Raw genomic sequence first — 21,601 nt, 5'->3', positions numbered from 1 at the left:
TTGGTATTTAACCAAAGCCTGTTTAAAAACTTGTATAATGTTTTTACTTAAAATCTGACAGGGACTGAATTATCCTATAGCATCTTCCATAACATATGTGCTGATGCCTGTTATTTTTGCCTTAAAATCCTGCAGAGCGGAAAAGCTTTCCGTATGAATTTCTCTTTCCAAAGTTACAGGATCATAAATATCCCATACACCACTGTGATGCCAGTTGAGCGGAAAATCCCAGTCAGGCCTGTCAATAATCGGATAAATGCAGCATCCCAACAACGGAATACCGCTGTTTAAGATGGATGCACATTCTTCACTGATCATCTGCAGCCATTGGTACCTCTTTTCTCCGGCCATACTCGTTTCCGAAATTACGATCGGCCTTCCATATCTGATGAAAACTTCATTGACCAAGGAGTGGAGACTTCGCCAGAATGGGCTTGCCGGCGTGGCATCCCAGGGAATGTACTGATGATCGTTAACCGTCCACTGATTATCGCAATAAAAGTTCACACCAATGATATCCAGATACTCAGGTTTCCCCCTGAGTTCCGGACACATATTTCCACTCAATATTTCAAGTACCTGAAACTGTTCCTGGTGCTTTTCATTGGCTTTCAGAACTAGCATGGCATCTGAAGGGTCCGGTGAAACAATATGAATCAGCGGTTCGGTAGCCATGATCCGTATTCCGGGATCTGCTTCCTTCATTCTTTCAATTCCTTCAATATAGGCTTTCATCAGCATATATTTTACTTCCCATCCCTGATTCACACAGTATGGATTGGTTCCTCTTGCATCACCACCCAGCCACGACAGAAAACTGACTTCATTAATAGGCGTTATAATCAGTTCGCCTTCAGGACAGAGACTTCTGTATTTCTGGACAAAGGCTTTGCACAGATGTGAAAACCGGCGGGCAAACATAGGGTGTAAAGGAGTAAGATCATCCGGAAAACCAAAATGACAGATATCCCAGATCACCTCAATATCATTTTCCTGAGCATGAATGATAATATCTTCCACCTGGCTCCAGTCATACTGAAAAGGTGATTTTTCCACATGGCTCCACCGGATGCCTTCGCGTACTGTATGGATTCCGATATCACGCAGCCTTTTATAATCTTCATCGATCAAGCGGTCATGTCCTGTCAGCTTAATAAGGTCAACCCGTTCTCCGAATGCATTCTGCTGATCGGCACATTCAAATCCGCCCATGATGAATGACCGGAAATATTTTTCAGGATTATGATACCGGGATTCCATGATTTTCTTTTATGATTTTTTTGAATAAAGCCAGCGACTGTGCAACCACCTGATCCATATTATAATATTTATAGGTTCCTAAACGTCCGGTGAAATAGACATCAGGAGTTTCTTCCGCCAGTTTTTTATACTGGTTATACACTTCCTGGTTTTCCTTTCTGGGAATCGGGTAGTAGGGATCGCCCTCGGCTTTCGGATATTCATAAACGATAGCCGTCTTATGATGGACCTGACCAGTAAGATGCTTGAATTCGGTAATTCTCGTATATAAATTAGACGTAGGATAGTTAACAGTCCCGGTCTGCTGATAATTTTCCGTATCCAGTGTTTCAAAATGGAAATCAATGGAACGGTAAGGCAGTTTCCCGTACCGGTAATCAAAATATGTATCGATAGGGCCGGTATAGATCAGCTTTTTATGCGGAATAATATCAACAATGTCTTTATAGTTGGTATTCAGCATAATATGGATGTTTTCGTGAGAAAGCATTTTTTTGAACATCTCTGTATAACCGTTTTTAGGCATTGCCTGGAAAGTATCTGTAAAATACCGGTCGTCCTTATTGGTTCTCGTAGGAACCCTTGCGGTAACGGAAGCATCTAATTCAGAAGGATCAAGGTCCCATTGCTTTTTGGTATAACCACGGAAAAATTTTTCATACAGTTCTTTTCCTACCGCATTCAGCACCACGTCTTCAGAAGTGAGGACAGGCTTGCGCTGTTCGGCTTTAGACGCCAGAAAATCGACTACTTCATCAGAGGTCAGGTTTTTTCCGTACAGTGAATTAATCGTTGTAAGATTAATGGGGATCGGCACCAGCTGCCCGTCTACACTGCCGAGTACACGGTGTTCGTAAGGCCGCCATTCTGTAAACCTGTTGAGATATGAAAAAACCTCTTCTGAATTGGTATGGAAGATGTGAGGACCGTATTTGTGGATTAATATCCCTTCTTTATTATAGTGATCGTAGGCATTTCCCGCAATATGGTCCCGCTTATCCACAATTAATACTTTTTTTCCGGCGTCTGCCAGCCGTTCTGCTAAGACTGATCCGGCAAAGCCGCAGCCAACAATCAGGAAATCATACATAGATACCGCTGCTTTTTTTTACGTTGTTTATCAATACATTCATTTTCTCAAAAGTGTTATCCCAGGAATCATCGGCCAGGAATTCATCAACTTTAAGGAGCCATTCTTTTTTCGATTTTTTGGTAAGTTCTTCCTCGCCGTACAGGATAAAGGTATCTGAATCGCCGGCGATGTATACCAGGTTTTCTTCTCCATACGGTTTTACGACATCTTTGATAGGCGTAGAAATAACAGGAAGACCTGCTGCAAGATATTCCGGGGTTTTGGTAGGGCTGATGAATTCTGTGGATTCATTTAAAGCAAACATCACAAGGGCAATATCCCAATGGCTGATGTATTCCGGGAGTTCATCATATTTCTTTGGACCCAGATAATGGATATTTTCTGCTCTCGGAAGATCATCCGGATTAATTTTTACAACAGGACCGATAATCACAAAATGCCAGTCAGGTTTTCTTTGGGAAACTTCTCTCAGTAACTCAATATCGAATCTTTCATCGATAACGCCGTAGAAACCGAATCTCGGATGAGGAATGGCTTTCTGATCTTCACGTTCCGTCTTGTTATACCGGGCTGCCTGAAAATGTTCCTTATCAATGCTGCTGGGAAAAGGGTAGATGTTATGATGCCGGTCCTTTTTGGCCTGATAAAGGGTATGTCCGCCCGTAAATACAACATCTGCTTTCTTAAAAAGTTCATTTTCCAAAGGTAAAAGCTGAGGCGGCGCAAAACGGAATGCCGACAGTTCATCCATTGAATCATAAACAGTAACCTGCGGTTCAAGATGAGCAGTATATTCCAGAGCCATCGGAGTATAATACCAGCATATGAATTCCTGGATGTCATGATCTTTGATGAACTGATCGATTATCTTTTTTAATCTCCCGTTACGATCATGATCCTGGTCATCGATAGATAGTGAAACAATTGAAATACCGTCCTGCTTTGTGATATGGTAGGCGTCCGGTCCCGGATTTGGCTCCTGAAAATAGTAAACATGATACTGTCTGGCAAAGCGGCTAAGCAAATGTTGCGGTCGCTGGTACACAAAATTCCAGTGTAAATGGCTGAAGCATAAAATATTCTGCATATAATTTGGATATTATTGCAGTTCAGAATGGTTAGAAATTCCCGATCAGCTTTGCACTTTTATAGTGAAAACTTCGGATTTAATAGGTTGTGTAATTCTAAACTGTATGGTAAAACTATTGTTTAAAAAATCATTTATTTATGTTCTAAATCATATATGAAATCCTTAAAATTGGTTATATCTAATTGATTTTTAAGTTTTTTTGTGGTATGTAAAAGCGTATGAATGATCATCAGTACAATAACAAAGTTTCTTATTCGATTTTTTGAATATTGTAAATGATGAAAATTAAGCTTCGGCTTATCACTGAAAATAGAATTGATTAAAGCCGTGTTTTTTTAAGCCTGTACCGGTTGGGAGAGATCTTTTTTACGGATTTGAAATATTTGCCGAAATGAGAATTGTCATTAAAGCCCAGCTCATAGGCGATTTCCGTTATTGAGAAAGTGGTATGAAGAAGCAGACGCTCAGCTTCAAGTATAATCCTGTCTTTAATGAATCGCCCTGCCGTAAGGTCTAATTGTTCTTTTACCAGCGCATTAAGATAATTGGGCGTAATATTAAGCTGTTCCGCATAAGGAGCCGTAGTCTTCAGCTCTTTAAAATGAGTATTGACCAGATCCGAAAAACGGTCAACAAGATCTTTCTTATGGTCTACAGACCTGTTGAATTTTAAAAAGGTATTGGCATTCCTGATGTATTTTAAAATAAAAACTTTCACCAGGAGACAGAGGATTTCTTTAAAAAGCATTTTGTTGTTCACGAATTCCCGATGAATGGCTTCAAAGTTCTGCCATACATCTTTCCTCGATGTCCGTGACAGATCGATATAAGGCGGAACATCGGTAAGGATAGCATCGCTCCGGATCAGTTTATTTCCTGTATACACATAATTGTAAAATGATTTGGTAAACATAAGGACGTATCCTTTTGCCGCACTGAGCCTGAATTGATAAATCTGATGATAATTAACGAAAAAAAACCGTTCAGGCTGTACCGTAAATTCTTCATCATCAATAATTACCGAACCTGAACCCTCATTTAACAGGAAAACTGAATAAAATTTATTTTTATAATGTTGTCCTGAAGCAATATGTTCGAAAAAATCATCAACAGTAAAGATCAGCAGCTCGTTTTGTAAAGGATGACCTTTATTGAGCTGGCTTAAAAGAAGTGTTTGTATGCTATGGTTCAAAATGAAAAAATTAATTCATGCTGACATAAAGATAAAAAAAAATACCGCAAAACTCTTGCGGTATTTCTGTTATGATACAGTATGGACATTACTCCGATGGTTTCCGTTTTTACGGGACTTCGCATACGTTACTTTTTTATCTACGTAATCCGAATTCATTGCCCTTAGCACGGCCATGTAGTTCATTCCGAAATCTACGGTGTCACCTACCTTCAGAGCAGAATTTTCTTCCGTGCTGTTCAGGATCATCATGTCAGAGCTGGCTCCTATAATTTCAAGCCCTTCTTCCAAAGGGAAAATCTGTTTAGGATCAATATCCAGAAGGCCAACGTCTACAATAGCCCGTACTGATGTTTTATTCCGGTTATTCTGATCATGTACCGGACGGTCTCCTGTTAAATTGGTTCCTGCTTCTCCGTTAGGGATCATGGGTTTTTCGATAATTTCGATGACTTCCGCCGTAAGTTTAAAAACATCCTGCTGCATACCGGCGATATTTTGATCATGAAATACATCGGTTCCGAAAAATAAGGTTTCCCCGATTCTGAAATGGTTGATTCCCGAAGGAACATCTCCGTTGAAGAGCAGAGGGATGGTTACCGAAGAGCCGGCAGTAATGTTGGGAATAAGCTTCTTGTACCGGGCTTCTGCAGCTTCTTTATGCCTGACAAGTTCCGAAAGTTTATCCTTATCCGGAAGTATACCGTTCAGGCAATTCAGATTGGTGCCGATTCCTGCCACTTGAATATTAGGAAGCTTAATCACTTCACCATACAGTTCCTGTAAAGCATCCGTCATAACACCTTCCCGCAGCTCACCCATTTCAACCATAATAACGATTCGGTGAGTCTTTTGCTGCTTGAACGCCTCTTCTGATAATGCTCTGATGGTTTCCAGTTCAGAATTAAAACTTACATCAGCATATTTCACAATGCTTTCTGCGAGCCTTTTGGCAGGAGGTTTAATGTACAGTGTTTTGGTTTCGGGAGACAGCTGCTTTATCTTTTTCAGGTTGCTCAGCCTCGAGTCACAGATGTCCTTATTTGTAATCTCCAGCAGGCTTTTAAGGAATAATTCATTTCCGCAGAGAAGTTTGGCTACTACGGCCCACTCAATGGTATGTGCTGTAAAAACAGTATCTAAAAATTTATAGTTATGGACTAGTTTTTCTGTATCTAAAGTAATATATGACATTTTTATTTTTTTAACCGCATTTCCAGGTATTTACTTGTAAATCCCAGTTTTTCATACAGGTGCCTTGCCGGATTTTCCGGTTCACAGTGGAGTGCGATATCTCCTTCTGAGCATTCAACAGCTTTCTGCATCAATTGTTTTCCGATTCCATGTCCGCGGAGAGCCTTATCGGTAGCGATATATACCAGGATATTTTCCGGGATATAACCGCTCATTCCTGTTTTGTTGACAACAACTGCGCCCGCTATTTTTCCTGTGGTTTCATCTTTTGCGGTAATGATCAATCCGCCTGGTGTACCGTTTTCTCCCAGCGAATAGTTTACAGCACTTAAAATATCTTTTTCAGGATCTCCGTACTGCTCCAGGTGCCTGAAAAGAAAACCGGTAATTTCATTTTTCTGATGTTCGCCGGTTATGTTTTTTTCTGAATATATATCTAATGTTATCATCTGTTTGTTGTTATCCCGGAAAGGGAAGCGTAATATCGAAACCTGCATTTTTTTCAGGGGTACCGCTCACTTCTGATATCTTTTTTAAAAAGAACAGCGGAATTTCGGTATTGTTAATGATCTGCTTAAAGAAGTTCTCTGAAAATACGGATTTCCAGCTGTTTTCATCATGGTAATTAAGAATAATGATATCAGCATGTTCTATCTTCGAAAACCTCGAAATCTGGACAGCCTTTTTATTAGTCAGTAAAAATGACGTGGAGTAACGGATGGTATCTTTTGACAAGGTACTCCATATTGAATTGTAGGCTTCTTTTATTTCGTCCACATCCTCTTCGCTGCAGATTCCCAGCAGGCTGATCAGTGCGTTGTTCTTTTTGGCGATATTCTGTGAAACAGCCAGCTTTTCCTGAAGGTTTTCAGTAACCCTTACCGGAACCAGGATCTTTTCAAAATCATAAGTGTGGCACTTTTCCGGAACCAGAAGAACCGAACATTGGATTCCCGTCAGTATTTCATAAGAAGCAGATCCTAAAAAGAGTTCCTTCATTTTCTGCCGGCCTGATGTTCCTGTGATGACGAGGTCTACTTTTTCGGAAATAATGCATTCGTTAATGCTGTCGGTCAGGCTGCTGTTTCCAATAAATGTATCCACATGCAGTGAACTGTTTTCTTTTTGTATCGTACGTTGTATTTCTTGCAGGCCTTTTTCGGTGATGTTAAAATTCTCTTTGGCATTTTCAGTCCCGATTGCCTGTTTGCCCATCCTGTCGATAATATAATAATTACTGAAATTATGAAACAGGATAATACGGGCACCATGTCTGCCGGCCATATGTACCGCCATTGCAACTGCATTATCGGATTTTTCCGTAAAATCAACAGTTACCAGTATTGTATCGAACGTAGTCCTCATTTTTCTTGTTTTATAATAATGCAAAGTTATAAAGTTAAGGATGAATATGCTGTTAGAAACAAACACGATCATGGTATATTTTACCGTTATGAGGTATCTCTAGCCGCTTATTATCACATACTAAAGATTAATGACAATTCATCTATTTAATTTCCTTCCACTTTTACCATGCTCTTGCCGCTCTGCTGCTTGCTCACCTTGATCTGTACAGGAATTCTTTCCGTCATTTCCTGAACATGGGAGATGACACCGACTTTTCTTCCCTGGTTATGAAGACGTTCCAGAGCATCCATCGCAATATTAAGTGTTGTGGGATCCAGCGAGCCGAAACCTTCATCGATAAATAGAGACTCAACTTTCATACGGCTTGATGATAAAGAGGCAAGACCTAAAGCCAGGGCGAGGGAAACCAGGAAAGATTCCCCACCTGACAGCGAATAGACAGTACGGATTTCATCCCCCATATCCTGATCCACTACTTGCAAGCCGAGGGAAGCAGGAATACGTTCAATCCGGTATCGGCTGGTAAGAGCTTTCAAATGGATATTTGCGTAGCCAAGCAGGGCATCCAGCGTATATTCCTGAGCAATCTGGCGGAATTTTTTACCGTCTGCGGAACCGATGATTTCATTAAGCTTGCCCCAGTTTTCTGTAACAATGGCCTGTTTTTCAATTATTTTCAGCAGCTCACCGATACGGTTTTTATGCATTTCATCCTGTTGAAGGCGGAAACTGATTTCTCCTTTTTTCTGTTTTTTTTGTTCAGCATCTGACTGAGCTTCTCCTATTAATAAAGTAAGTTCATCAAGCGGTCTAGCCGCGATTACCTTTTGCTGATGAATATCCAATAAGCCTTTTCTTTCCGCCAGGACGGAAGAGGATTTGGTAACTTCTTCTTCTATTTCCTGAACAGCTGAACGTTCGGTGATGATCCATTCATTTGATAGTTCCAGCAATTCATAAAGCTGTTCAAAAGTCAGAGAGTCACCATTTTTATGATTGTATTCATTGAGCCAGTGGTTTATTTTTCCGGAAGCGGTTTCTGCATCTTTCTGCAACCCGTTTAAAATGCCGGTCAGTTCTTCCAGTTGCGTGTGGGCTTTTGTAAGAGCCACATTTAGCTGCTGTTGATTGGTTTTAAGGAGTTCAAGCTTTTGCTGGGCATCGGACAACTCGGCCTTCAGCCTGACTTCAATATCTTCTGTTGGATGGCCTTTAAAAATGCTGTCCCGCTGCTGCTTTAGATTTTTAAAATCCTCCTGCTGCAGGTTAAAAATTTCCGTTTTCTCTGTGAACGCTATGGCAAGTGTCCGGGCCATGTGTTCCATCTCATTTATAGTGGCCTCTGCTATTCCTGCGTTTCGTTGGTTTTCTTCTAAATTTTGTGTATTGGCTTTCCATTTTCGTGCAAACGTATTGATACGTTCTGTAAAATCAGCCGGAGCTGCTTTCCAGCTTTCCATCCATCCAGGTGTATTAAAATAAATGGAAAGTGTATGTTCTACTTCTGCAAGTCCGGAAACGGCTTTATTGTTTTCGAGTATTTTGCCGTTTTGCTGTTCCTGGAACATGGTAATAGCCGTTACTGTATCTTTTACCCGGTTTACAAGTGCATCCGCATTTTCTTTCAGGTGATCGAGATGCTGTTTATCTTTTTGCAGCTGGTCCCTTTGGATATGGTATGCCTGAATCTGACCCTGCAGGTCTACTTGTATTATCTTCAGAGATGTCAGTTGTCTTTCTATGTAGTCTGCTTTGTCAGCATCAGCTATAGAGCTGCATTCTTTTGCTATTTCAGACAATTCCCAAATCTCCTTCCTTTTTTCCAATACGGTTTTGAGAACAGCAATTGCTTCATCTTGTTGCCGAATAGTCTGGCTGAGCATTTCATACTCCTGTTCCAATGCATTATGCTGTCGGTAGCTCAGCAGGTAAAGGTGTTCTTTTTCTGTAAAAGTATTTTCCAGGACTGATAGCACATTTTCCAGCTGTGGATTGTTCAGGACGTACGGATGATGAGTACTTCCGCATACCGGACAGGGCTCATCAACAGCCAGTGCAGACCTTAATGCTTCCACATTTTCAGCAGATGCCAGCCGGGCCTGATGCAGTGCCTGTCCCGCCGTTTCCTTCTGGGCTTTTTCAATTGCTAACTGAAGCCTAAGTGTTTGTAAAGTTTTTTGTTTAGACAGATGATCAGCCTGATGGTTCAGTTGTTTCCGGTATAAAGCTTCATATTCTGTCTGTGAGCTATAGAACAATTGCCAATGGGCTTTTGCCTCAATGGTATTTTCAACTTTGCTGCTGTTTTCAGCTTTCTCATTTTCTAATCTTTCTATCGGAATAAGCTGCAATATGGCTGACTGGTCTTCATAGTTTTTCTTAGCCTGTTCCCATTCCTGTTGTTGTCTGGCGACCCGTGCTTCAAGGTTTGTTTTTTCTGTTTCTTTGTTTTTAATCTTATTATTTAAAACATCCAGATCGTGGGTAGCAGACTGCTCAATCTCAAGAAGTTTCTGTGCATCCTGCAATTTAGAAATAATAATATCCCTGTTTTCCGCTACAGCAGAGCGATCTGTGTTTTCTGTTTTCCAGTCAGAGAGTGTTTTTATTTCGGTTGAAAGTGCCGCAAGAACTTCTCTTTTTTTGCTTAGTAAAGCCTTTTGTTCCTTGCTTTTTTCTGAAGCCTGTTCTGCTTCTTTACCGGCTTTATCGAGCTGTTCTTTCTTTTCGGATAATAGCGTATCCAGCTTTCTCGCCTGTTCCAGCAAAGGTAAGGCTTCCTGCCACGCGTTGTTTTTTACTGTCAGATCATGTTCTGTAGTATTAAGAAGTCTTTCCAGCTGTTCTTTTTCTGTATGAAGAGTAGAAAGGGTTTCTTTTAAAACGTTGAACATATTTGTTTTTTCTGAATACTGTTGCCGGACATTCCTTAGAGCATCTGCCCAAGTACGGGTCTGCTGTGCCTGTTCGGCGGCCCACAGTTTCTGCTTTCTCGGTAATGAAGCGGTTCTGATATCGGTAGCATTCAGGAATGCTATTTGTGCTTCATCATATTTAATCCGCATCTGGGCAAGCTGTTCGTGCCATTCGATTTCTGCCGTCAAACCTTTAATATCCTGCTCTAATGTTTTGAGTATGGTTTCCAGGGTAGCCTGTTCATCCAGCAGAACCGACAGTTCTTCTTCGGTAAGAGTAATGATTCCCTGTTTCCGGAGATCAAGATCCCTCAGCAGCTGTTCTTCACCTTTATATTTTTCATAAATCTTCTTTGAAATTTCAGAATATACGGAGGTTCCTGTAAGCTTTTCGAGGAGGGATGATTTTTCATCTTTATTGGCCTTCATAAAAGCCGTAAAATCACCCTGTGCCAATAAAACAGATCGGGTGAACTGATCAAAATTCAATCCGACCAGACGGGCGATTTCATTTAATGTTTCCTGCTTCCGGCCCGGGACAGGAGTATCGGAAGTGATATTTTTAAGTGTAATATTATCAGACTGCATGCTGCCTTCCGCTCTGTTTCTGGCGCGCCGTACACTCCAGGTAGCACGGTAATGCTGCCCGTCAACACCCCTGAAGTCAACTTCGGCAAATCCTTCTGCCGTTCCGTCGCGCAGAATGCTGCGGACATCACCCTGGCTAAGTGTGCTTCCCTGTACATCGCGGATTTCTATTCCCATTTCTCTGGCCTGAAGGTAGCGAGGTGTTTTCCCATACAGTGCCAGACATAAGGCATCCAATATGGTGGATTTTCCGGCTCCTGTAGCTCCGGTAATGGCAAAGATCCCGGCTGAACGCAACGGTTCTGCGGTAAAATCTATCTCAGTTTGGCCTTCCAACGAAGCAAGGTTCCTGATCCGTATAGCGAGTATCTTCATGTAATCTTATTCTGGGGTATGATTGATTTCCTGCGTTACCTGTCTGAAAAGCTGTACGAGATCATCGGGAACATCAGCATTGTACCTGTTTAAATATGCTTTTTCAAAGATTTCCAGAGGTTTCAGTTCATTAAGTTTTTCCTCGGTAATAAATTCATTCTTTTCTTTTGGTGAAACCGGATAAGTTTTATCAATTCTGGCAAGTTTCACGTGTTTTCCTTCCAATGCCGTTTCTATCTTGTGCCGCAAAGCAGGTTCAGGGCCATCCAGCAATACCCTGACTTCAAGATAAGGTGCGACTTCCGGATTGTTCTGGGCTGGCGGAAGCTGTCGTAGCAGGTCAATCACTTCCTGCAAAGGAGCATGTGAAGACGGAATGCGCTGAAGCGGAACAAATATGGGTATTTCTATTGCTTTTATATTGCTGATCTCTTCCTCAAGCTCAAAAACAATGACCTGATGTTTATAATTGAGTTCGGAAAATGACATCGGCAGCGGACTGCCCGAATAGCGGATGTGTTCTTTACCGCCGATTCTCTGTGCTTTATGAATATGGCCCAATGCTACATATTTTATGTCCGGATGAAAAGCTGTTGCCGGCAGACATTCCACTCCGCCCATTATTGGTCGCTCAACTGTGTCCAGACCTGTAATTTCTGCCTGATAGGTATGCAGATGTCCCATAGCAATAATGTTTTGGGTATCCTGTTTTTTTTGGCAGGCGTAATGAAATGCATTCTGATAAAGAGCTGTAATGCCTTCCGTATATGGGTTTTCAGAATTGGGAATTACCGGATAATCACCCATCCGTAAAAAAGGAATGGCAAGACACCAGGTTTTGATATTTCCGGAAGCATCATGGAGAGGAATTACCAGTTTTTCATAATCAATACTGCCTTCTGAATCTTTTTCTACCATGCCGATAATATGGACATTGGAAGATTCCAGCAAAGGTTTCGGTGCTTCCAGCCGGGATGCCGAATCATGGTTCCCAGCCGTAATGACAATCTGTAGATTAGGATTAGCTTTTGCAGCCTGATTCAGGAACGTATAAAACATTTTGACAGAGGTTGCTGAAGGATTGGAAATGTCGAAAACATCTCCGCTGATCAGCAATACATCAATCTTTTCCGACTGTAGGGTAAGAAGCAGCCAATCCAGGAACTGCCGGTGTTCCGCACTGCGGTCGTATTCGTGAAACAGCTGGCCAATGTGCCAGTCTGCGGTATGTAGAATCTTCATAAGTTGGTCTTTTCCGGGCATCATTTATTATTGACTTAGATGCTTATGCGTTAATTTCTCGGTCTGATGTCGATAATCAATGATATTTTATCAACAGGATAAGTGATTTTAAAGGATTTTAGATTGAGCAGATTAATTTAAAGCAAAGTAATAAATAAATTGAGACGAGTCAAGCTGTACAGTTTCACTCCTTCCATTTCGTATTATATATTTTGAACTTAAACCCGAAACTTTTATAATGACAGAACAAAAAACAATTTATAACTATTTGTTTTATGGAGAACTACAGGAATCTGCTGATAACAAAAAACATTTAAGACGTTTATATGTGGCCACACCTCAAATATTGGTAACCTTTGGAAAAGAAAAGTAAAAGATATTTTAATAAAAAATACCATAATTAATATTATAGTTAAACCATTTTCGTAACTTTCCTATTATATCAATCTTATATTTTGCGATGCAGAGCAAAAATGAAAAAATAAATACTCTCACAAACCTGAATGAGGAGCTGGAAAATTATTTTCGGAACACCATTATTCCGCAGCTTTTTGTGGATAAAGATTTGGTGCTCAGGAAATTTACGCCTCCGGCAATGAAGCAATTCAGCTTGAAAGTAGGAGATATAGGAAAACCGTTTGCCAATGTTTCCGATAACTTCAGATTTCCTACGTTCATCGATACTATTCAGCATGTCATTGAAAGCGGCGACATTTTAGAAAAAGAGATTCAGACGACTGACCTGCGTTGGTATCAACTAAATATCATTCCGTATATAACGCGTCAGGGCCTGCTTAAAAATGGAGTTATTATTACCTTCATCGATATTACATCGAGAATACGAAATCTTCGGGAACAGGAAAAGTTAGTGGCAGAACATGAGCTTTTGCTTGATACGATAGCGCATGATATCAAAACACCGCTTACCAGCCTGGGATTGACTATCGAAATGTTGAAGAGGCTTCCTGAAAAAAGCATGGCAAGGTTCCCGCAGCTTGTAGATAATCTGGAACAGAGTTTGGTGAAAATGAAATCGGTGGTTAGCGAGCTTGTCGACTCACGCTGGCATGAGCAAAGATATAAGCCGGAAGTAGAACTCATAGATTTACAGAATATAATTGAAGATGCCCGGCTTACCCTGACTCCGCAGATTAGAGAAGCCCATGCAAAAATCAGTTATCAAATTCAGGTTTCTGAAATACTGTTTGTAAGACGTAAGCTCAGGAGCATCATTTATAACCTGTTGAACAATGCCATTAAATACCGCGCGGATAATCGGGAACCTGAAATACAAATAGCATCCGCAGAGGAAAACGGTTTCATTGTAATCAGTGTTAAAGATAATGGAATGGGAATTTCATCCGAATCAAAGCATAAAATTTTGAAAAATACAACCGGGTTGCCGATCAGAAAGAAGGAAACGGGGTAGGATTATACCTGGTAAAAGAGATTGTAGAAACATCCGGCGGTAAAATTGAAGTGGAAAGTGAAGAAGGCAAGGGATCCATATTTAAAGTATACCTGAAATTAAATTGTTAGAACAGCTGAATGATCAATTCGCTTGTTCGATGATTGAGTCAGGCTGTATTGGCACGGTTTCTCAGCTGATGGAGAAAACAAAATTTATAAAAACCGGAGTACTGTTAATAAAAATCTTTATTATTCACGTATTATTCGTAAAGCTTCAGTCTTTTAAAGTTAATCCCATCTGAATATTGCAGCGTTGATAGGGTGTAAACCGGCCTGAAATTTTTTGAAAGCCGAGCTTATGATATAGATTGACTGCCGGCTTTAAAACTGTATTGCTTTCCAGATAAATCTTTTTAGCGCCTAACTCTTTTGCTGCATGAATCACTTTCAATCCTAATAAATATCCTATGTTTTTGCCCTGCGCTTTTGGGGAAACTGCCATTTTTGCCATTTCAAAATCATATTCAGGATCATCCATTTTAATCAGGGCACAGACTCCTAACGGTTCATTATTATACAGAGCAACGAATATTTTTCCTCTGTTCAGAATATATTCATCAGGATGGTCGAGTGCTTTATAATCGGTCTTTTCCATTTCAAAATATTTTGAAATCCATTCCTCATTCAATGATCTGAAAGCCGATTGATAGTCAGGTGAATAGTCAACAATCTGTACCCGTTTGCTTTCGCGAAACTTCTTTTGTTGCCTTACACGTTCGTAAAGCGATTTCTGTTCCAGTAAAGCTTCCCATTCTGCAATGGCTTCCCAAAGATTGTGCGTCGTTTCGTCCATTATTTTGTCAATAGCATTTTCAATATCGACACATTGTTCCCTGATCATGCGTTCAGCGATAACGGCTCCTTTTTTGGTAAGCCCAACTGTGTTTCTGCGCTTGTCTTCTGAAGCAAGGTAATTTTCTATTAGTCCTGTCTTGGTCATTTCCTTAATGATCTTAGTTACGGATGGCTGTGAATGACCAATTTGCTCCGCAATTTGTGTAATGGTAATAGGACCGGTTTCGGAAACTATAAAAAATACAGGAAACCATTTCGGAGAAAAGTCTATATCATACAGTTCATATATTTTGGCGGCATTCTCCGTTACCTTGGCTGTTAATAAACGCAACCGGCTTCCCAGAGCCATCTTACCTGTTTTATCAAAGAAACTCATTTTTATAATTAATTATATAATTGGTTATGCAAATATATGAAAAAAATTTTATTATGCTTACAGCAATCTTATTTTTAGTTATATTACAATACCTTTCAAAGTTTAGCTGAAAAAATCCCTTGTGAATAATATGATTACGCAGATATAAAATGAATAGTATTTTGTTAAATTTACATTTATAGTCCTTAAAATTTAATTTCCAGTTCGAATATTATGCATAGGATAATTTTTATTAGTATTACCGTTTTCTTACATTTTTAATTCATTTTATTAATTTTTACTAAATAAAATTTTCATTCATTGCCGCTCATTTTTAAAAATGATTAAATCCTAAAATATTAAATAATAGTTATTTTACGGTAATTTAAATTTTTTAAAATTATATTGTGTAAAATTTAATTTGTGGTAGCATATTTGTAACTGTAATATTAATTCAAGTATAGCAGAAATTGATCAGTCTAAGCAACGGGAAATTTTATTTTGAACCATATGCAGAACTTCATATTTCAGCGATTTTACACTCATGAATAATTATCATTCAAACATCATAAAAAATTAAATAATGAAAGTACTATTTGTAGTTACTTCCCACAATAAGCTGGGAGATACAGGAAAAAAAACAGGATTTTGGGTAGAAGAATTTGCAGCTCCTTATTATGTATTCACAGATGCAGGAGTGGAAGTTACAGTAGCGACACCAAAGGGAGGAAAGGCACCTATTGATCCTAGCAGTGAAGTGCCGGATGCACAGACTGCTGCAACAGAAAGGTATTACAAGGATGAAGCGGTACAAAAAATTATTGAAAACACGCATACATTAAGCGGGCAAAAAGCTTCAGATTATGATGCTGTTTTCTATCCGGGAGGTCATGGTCCTTTATGGGATCTTGCCAATGATTCAGATTCACAAAAATTGATTTTGGATTTCTTCAATCATCAAAAGCCTGTTGGTGCAGTATGCCATGCGCCGGGAGTTTTCAAGAATATAAAATTAGAAAATGGGGAGCCATTTGTAAAAGGTAAAAACGTAACCGGTTTTTCCAATACAGAAGAAGAGGCGGTTCAGCTGACCAATGTTGTGCCGTTTTTAGTAGAGGATGAGCTGAAAAACGCAGGGGGACATTATACCAAAACTGATGATTGGGGCGTACACGTGGTAGAAGACGGGTTGCTGATTACAGGACAAAATCCTGCCTCTTCAGAAGCTGTAGCTGAAAAGCTGGTTTCTCTTCTGAAAAAATAAAAATAATGTGCAGTGGTATAAATGTACCACTGTACTTTTCAATAGATCATATATAAAAATGCAGCAGCTGTTCGGTGATATAAATTAGAACCGGTCTCGATTAAAAGGTCTCAATAAAGGCGATGGCCAAAAAGCAGTCCCTTCAGTCGTAATAATGAAGCGGTAAAATGCTACAATAACACTGCTTCGTAGTAAGCAAACTTTCCAGTTACCAAATTACTTTATGTTTTGGGAATATAGCCGCTTTACCCATAGGCTTTACTCATTTTCCAAAACTAACCTAAATAAACCATTTGTAATTTCTTATAGATATCAAAACCGGGAGTGGCCAGTTTAAAGATATTGTACAACTGATCGGTCTATGGTCTGACTTTTACAAATAATTAAAAAATCAAATAATGACAACAGCAATAAAAGATGCCATGAAAAGCGTATTTGAAAAGCAAAAAATGTTTTTTGCTACGCAGCAAACCAAAGATATCAGTTTCCGTAAAACACAGTTACAGCGCCTTCGTTCCGTATATGCTTCATTTACCGACGCCATCTGTCAAGCCGTTAATATTGATTTGGGCAAGAGCAGGCAAGAAGCGGAATATGTTGAAGTACAGATTGTACTCAATGAACTCGATTATATCATTGAAAACATGGAAGAATGGGTGAAACCAACTTTCTTACCGGTAAGTACCCATTCGTCCGGAGCAGAAATGGTCAGCAAGATCATATATGAACCTTATGGTGTTACCTATATCATCGGGCCGTTTAATTATCCTATGCAGCTGACATTCAGTCCTCTGATCGGTGCCTTGATGTCGGGTAATACCGCCATCATAAAACCTTCTGAAAATACGCCTCATGTATCAGCCGTTATTGAAAGTATTGTAAAAGAGGCCTTTGACGAAGAATATGTTACTGTTTTCCAGGGAGCTATTGAAGAGAATACCTTCCTGTTGACCCTGCCTTTTAATTATATATTCTTCACAGGAAGTCCTAATGTAGGTAAAGTGGTTATGAAAGCAGCGGCAGAGCAACTGATTCCTTTAACACTGGAATTGGGAGGTAAATCGCCTACTATTGTTCACAAAGATGCGGATATTAAAAAAGCGGTTCAGCGTATTGCTGCAGGCAAATTTATAAACTGCGGCCAGACCTGTGTGGCTCCTGACTATATTTACGTCCATGAATCTGTTAAAGAAGCATTGGTTGATGAATTTAAGGCTTATTTAAGCGCAACCTACCATGATGAATCATTAGGTAAAATAGGAAAAATTGTCAGTCAGAACCAGATTAAAAACTTAGCGGGCTACCTGGAGGATGCGCCGGAAAAAGTAGTGTATGGCGGAAACTATGATTTGGAAACTCGGCACTTTGAGGCTACTTTAATGACAGATGTTTCTTGGGAAGACGCAGTAATGCAGCAGGAAATTTTCGGCCCGGTTCTGCCTATCCTTACATATGATGATATTAATGAAGCATTGACCGAAATCAACAGACGCCCGAAGCCTCTGGCATTATACGTTTTTTCTGAAGATCAGAATTTTGCGGATGACGTTATCGCTAAAACGACAAGCGGTGATGCGGAAATCAACAGTACGTTAATTCATGTAGGGTCACATCTTCTTCCTTTTGGTGGCGTAGGTACTTCAGGGATGGGTAAATACCATGGAAGATTCAGCCTGGATAATTTCAGTCATCAAAGATCTGTTCTTCAGTTGAAATAATTGTGACCAATACTTTAAGGATAAACATCAGGAAGCTGAATCTATATAAAATCGCAAATTTAATATAAACCAACTTGTTTGGCTTTAAAATTTCTTATCAAACATATTGAATAAACTTCCCAAAACCTGGGAAGTTTGCAAATAGGGTAATCTGTCATACACTTACTCAATAAATTTTTGTTTTTTTGCAAATCTTAATTTTAAATAACAATATGTCGAAGTTTGATGAGATCAGGTCTTTTTATGATCACGAAGTACATGATGCTTTAAAAAGTATAGAGAGGCATCCTATGATGAAAGCTCTGATGCAGTTTACTTTCCCTGATTCCGAAGAAGATTTCTGGCTTAACCGGTTTAAGAACATTCATTCGATAAGCGATTTCCAGCATTCCTGTATTTCGCAGACGGTACGGCAGATCGTTAAACAAAGTTCAGACGGCTTAACGACTTCCGGATTTGATCAGCTTGATAAAGACACTGCATACCTGTTCATTTCAAATCACAGGGATATTGTTTTGGATACTTCTTTACTTAATCTGGTGTTACTGGATAAAGGGTTGATCATGACTTCTTCAGCCATTGGTGATAATCTTGTCCAAAAAACTTTTTTACATGTTTTGGCAAAGTTAAACCGTAATTTTTTGGTCCAGAGAGAATTATCGATACGGGAACAGCTGAACAGCTCAAAAGTGATGTCCGATTATATTTATGATTTACTGCGTTCAGAAAACCGTTCGGTCTGGATTGCCCAGAGGGAAGGCCGTACCAAAGACGGCAATGATGCTACCCAGCAGGGCGTTTTGAAGATGTTGGCTATGGCAGCAGGCAACCAGCCATTGACTGAATTTTTTAAAACGCTCAACATCGTTCCGATATCGATTTCGTATGAGTATGATCCTACCGATGCCCTTAAAATGCCCCAGCTTATGGCCAAATCTAAAAATGAAATTTATATCAAAGATGATAATGAAGATTTTAAGAACATGTTAAGCGGGGTACTGGGACAAAAAAAACGGATTCATCTGCATGCCGGGAAGGTATTGGATACAGAGCTTGACGAAATTGCATCAGCCACTGAAAATAAGAACAAGCAGATTCAGGCGATTGCAAAAATCATCGACAGCTCAATTATCCGGAATTACAAACTATGGCCGACCAATTATATTGCGTTTGATTTGCTGAATGGCTCCGATCAATATACATCATATTACAAAGAAGAGGAAAAACAGCTTTTTGAACGCCGTTTGGAAATGCGGATTGATGGTTCGGATGTTCAATTGAAAAAGAGTTTTTTAGAAATGTACGCAAATCCGGTTGTTAATAAAATGGGATAAAACAATAAAAAGCCATACGGTATACCGTGTGGCTTTTTATCAATTAGATAATATCAGGAAATCTTGACTTAGCGATTTCAATCGGTGATTTCAGGCGTCATTGATAGTAAGAAATTAATTATTTATTGTTAATGGTTTAAAATAGGTGAATTGAATTGATTTTGAATTCCAGAATATAAGAGATTCTTTTTGTTCTCCGTTTATTTTGAAAACCACCGGTTTGAAAGGAATCGTTATTTCGTTTATCCCATAGCTGCCCTTTACTTTCCCCAACAGCAACAATTCCTGCTCAGGAGCCAGTTTTACCATTCCCAGAAAAGTGGCAGTGGCGGCTCCAATGGTAACAAAATTCAATAGGGTGCTGATCGGGCATTTTAATGCAAATTGAGGATCAAACAGAAAAGTATAAAGAGGATTAGGATCTATTGCAGCAGTGTAAAATATTTTGTCAGGCTTAATATGGAGCAGCAAATTCTTGTCATCTTTTGTGGAGCTGATCAATATTTTTGAGGATGCTTCAGGAATGCTTATACTGACATTACTTGAGATTTTTTTCTCATAATTGGTATAACAAAAGAAAATATGTCCCAGGTCCACAGGTCTTAACTCAAGATTTGATTTTAAAGAAACATTCACGTCGCCGGAATAATTCAGGTTCAGCTCTGAAAGATCAGGATTAAAATTAAATGATTTAAAATGTAATGCTGCATTTCCGTCGGCAGAAACATCTCCTTTGAATTTTCCCAAAGCAAGGAAATCCATTGTTTCTCTCCACACGTTGCAAGCCGCGACTTTAGCTTCGTTTTCCACCTGATGAGCAATTCTTGCGGTTTCGCGTGCTGTATTATGGGCAATTCTTGCAGTCTCTCTTTTTGCTTTACAAAGATTTCTGGATGCGGCACAAACAGGATCTTCCACTTTCCAGCAACGTCCTAATACACAAATTCTTTTCATGCAGCTCCAGTCACATTTGTCACCGTTAAAATCAGGGTAGCTAAAATCGGTTCGTACTTTCTGGCAATTGATATCACCTCTTTTAACCTCCAGGTTCTGATTAAACGAAACTGGTGGCATAACAATTTTTTGCTTGACAGTGATAGGTGTCGATAGCGCTTCATTAAAAATAGTAGCAATTTCAGATTTGCTTATGTTAACAACAACCAGAGATTTATCATCCACCGGTTCAAAAGCACCGGACCAGTACTGATCATACTTTTTGTCAAATGTTTCAAAAATATCTTTCAGTTCGGCTTCAGTTCTTTTTTTTACTGAAACAGTAACGGGCAATCCATCTGTTTCAGGTTTCTCTTTTGAGAGTTCCACCATTATTGAGATGCCGTTTGGCTTTATCCGGATTGAAGATTTTTTTGTAAACCGGGATATATCCGTTGAATCTGCAATGATTTCACTGTTCGGATCCTTAAACATTTTCTTGAAATTCAGTTTATAGGTGTCTCCCCAGCCAGCATGTATTACGGTTGGTTTTTTGAAAAGATGGCCGTTTAAGTTTTCAATATAATTTTTTAATATCGGTGTGATCATCTTAGCTAATGCTTTTTTCGGGATCTCCGGTTTTTTTATAATATGGATGCTTTTGATCTTTAAAGAACTCAATGCGTTTCTCAGGTATAGCGAGTCTGATTTTGTAGAAACAGCCGTAACACCACTGAATCTGCCTTTTATTTCCAGATCATATTTTGTGCTGATAATAGTGAAATCTGCTTCACTGAATATTCCCTGCCGGTCAAAAAAGATCTTTGGCAATTCAAGGTTTTGAATTTTAAAATTCTCGTCGTTATAGCTTTCAGCTTCTTTCTTTATTTCTTTGGGTACGTGTTCCAAAACTAAATCTTTATCAATACTGCAGCCGATATGTGGATTGAAGCCTTTGAGTCCTTCCAGATTGGTCTCTACAGAATTGTATTGCTGATCAGTTGTTGAAATTGGTGGGAATTGATTGTTAATCAGGGTTCGGACCGATGTACAGCTGTGGAGTAAAATAGCAGCGCACAGCAGCAGAATAAAGGGTGATACATTTTTCATGGTTTTGGTTTTTTATATTTATAAATTTTTAGATGCTCTGTTTGAGAAGATTTTGATTATTTTATTAAACAGTACGAATTCAAAATAGGATGTTATAATAAACATGATCACTGAAGATTTTTTGCCTGCTAACTTTCAGGTAAAATTATAACTGATGTGGGCGGCCTGCAATACTACTTTTGGGTACTTTTAAAAAATTAAATGTTATTATTGGTTTTGAATAAGAATTATCCTGTGATGTGATGATAGAGGAGCTCTTCCGGAAAAGCACTTATTATTTTGAAGCTTTAACGTAATTGTCAACT

The 21,601-nt window shown here is 39.3% G+C and carries 14 protein-coding genes and 1 pseudogene; 4 read left to right on the top strand and 11 right to left on the bottom strand.

Annotated elements, in window-relative coordinates; translation table 11 throughout:
- Positions 1-69: 69 nt before the first annotated feature.
- The 9 genes from MKJ01_RS03245 to MKJ01_RS03205 form a co-directional block, all read right to left on the bottom strand.
- The gene (locus tag MKJ01_RS03245) at positions 70-1,260 is read right to left on the bottom strand and encodes a hypothetical protein (protein ID WP_241611486.1); all 1,191 of its coding nucleotides are present in this window, start codon (positions 1,258-1,260) and stop codon (positions 70-72) included.
- A complete protein-coding gene (gene glf / locus MKJ01_RS03240; protein WP_241611488.1) occupies positions 1,241-2,350 on the bottom strand; it encodes a UDP-galactopyranose mutase in 1,110 nt (369 codons plus the stop codon). Before glf ends, MKJ01_RS03245 begins: the two co-directional genes overlap by 20 nt.
- Positions 2,343-3,440, bottom strand: a complete 1,098-nt coding sequence (locus MKJ01_RS03235; RefSeq protein ID WP_241611490.1) for a glycosyltransferase family 1 protein — start codon at positions 3,438-3,440, stop codon at positions 2,343-2,345. The genes glf and MKJ01_RS03235 overlap by 8 nt, the downstream gene beginning before the upstream one ends.
- 322 nt (positions 3,441-3,762) lie before the next feature.
- A complete protein-coding gene (locus MKJ01_RS03230; RefSeq protein ID WP_241611492.1) occupies positions 3,763-4,635 on the bottom strand; it encodes a helix-turn-helix domain-containing protein in 873 nt (290 codons plus the stop codon).
- Between the two features lie 69 nt (positions 4,636-4,704).
- Positions 4,705-5,829, bottom strand: coding sequence for an alanine racemase (locus tag MKJ01_RS03225; RefSeq protein ID WP_241611493.1), 1,125 nt, complete (start codon positions 5,827-5,829; stop codon positions 4,705-4,707).
- Between the two features lie 2 nt (positions 5,830-5,831).
- Positions 5,832-6,278 carry a GNAT family N-acetyltransferase gene (locus tag MKJ01_RS03220; RefSeq protein ID WP_241611495.1) on the bottom strand — a complete coding sequence of 149 codons (447 nt, stop codon included), beginning with the start codon at positions 6,276-6,278 and terminating at the stop codon, positions 5,832-5,834.
- Between the two features lie 10 nt (positions 6,279-6,288).
- A complete protein-coding gene (locus MKJ01_RS03215) occupies positions 6,289-7,194 on the bottom strand; it encodes a universal stress protein (protein ID WP_241611496.1) in 906 nt (301 codons plus the stop codon).
- 146 nt (positions 7,195-7,340) lie between these two features.
- Positions 7,341-11,075 (bottom strand): AAA family ATPase, encoded by a 3,735-nt coding sequence (locus MKJ01_RS03210; protein WP_241611497.1) that lies wholly within the window; start codon positions 11,073-11,075, stop codon positions 7,341-7,343.
- A 6-nt stretch (positions 11,076-11,081) separates the two neighbouring features.
- Positions 11,082-12,317 (bottom strand): exonuclease SbcCD subunit D C-terminal domain-containing protein, encoded by a 1,236-nt coding sequence (locus tag MKJ01_RS03205; RefSeq protein WP_241611498.1) that lies wholly within the window; start codon positions 12,315-12,317, stop codon positions 11,082-11,084.
- Between the two features lie 460 nt (positions 12,318-12,777).
- On the opposite strand from MKJ01_RS03205, the pseudogene MKJ01_RS03200 reads away from it, so the two are divergent.
- Positions 12,778-13,856, top strand: a pseudogene (locus MKJ01_RS03200) (ATP-binding protein).
- Positions 13,857-14,001: 145 nt separating this feature from the next.
- Here the strand turns inward: MKJ01_RS03200 and MKJ01_RS03195 are convergent.
- A complete protein-coding gene (locus MKJ01_RS03195) occupies positions 14,002-14,958 on the bottom strand; it encodes a bifunctional helix-turn-helix transcriptional regulator/GNAT family N-acetyltransferase (protein WP_241611500.1) in 957 nt (318 codons plus the stop codon).
- Between the two features lie 562 nt (positions 14,959-15,520).
- Between MKJ01_RS03195 and MKJ01_RS03190 the strand changes: the two genes are divergently transcribed.
- From MKJ01_RS03190 to MKJ01_RS03180, 3 genes are all read left to right on the top strand, one after another.
- Positions 15,521-16,201, top strand: coding sequence for a type 1 glutamine amidotransferase domain-containing protein (locus MKJ01_RS03190; RefSeq protein WP_241611501.1), 681 nt, complete (start codon positions 15,521-15,523; stop codon positions 16,199-16,201).
- Positions 16,202-16,599: 398 nt separating this feature from the next.
- A complete protein-coding gene (gene mdlD / locus MKJ01_RS03185; protein ID WP_241611502.1) occupies positions 16,600-17,919 on the top strand; it encodes an NAD(P)-dependent benzaldehyde dehydrogenase MdlD in 1,320 nt (439 codons plus the stop codon).
- A 212-nt stretch (positions 17,920-18,131) separates the two neighbouring features.
- Entirely contained in the window at positions 18,132-19,253 is a 1,122-nt protein-coding gene (locus MKJ01_RS03180) for a 1-acyl-sn-glycerol-3-phosphate acyltransferase (protein WP_241611504.1), read from the top strand.
- A 114-nt stretch (positions 19,254-19,367) separates the two neighbouring features.
- Here MKJ01_RS03180 and MKJ01_RS03175 read toward each other — a convergent pair whose 3' ends face one another.
- Complete coding sequence (locus tag MKJ01_RS03175; RefSeq protein WP_241611506.1) at positions 19,368-21,296, bottom strand: hypothetical protein; 1,929 nt, start codon at positions 21,294-21,296, stop codon at positions 19,368-19,370.
- Positions 21,297-21,601 lie beyond the last annotated feature (305 nt).

It is taken from the genome of Chryseobacterium sp. SSA4.19 (assembly GCF_022601875.1).
Classification (GTDB): Bacteria; Bacteroidota; Bacteroidia; order Flavobacteriales; family Weeksellaceae; genus Chryseobacterium.
This window is presented reverse-complemented; position numbering and strand designations above follow the sequence as displayed.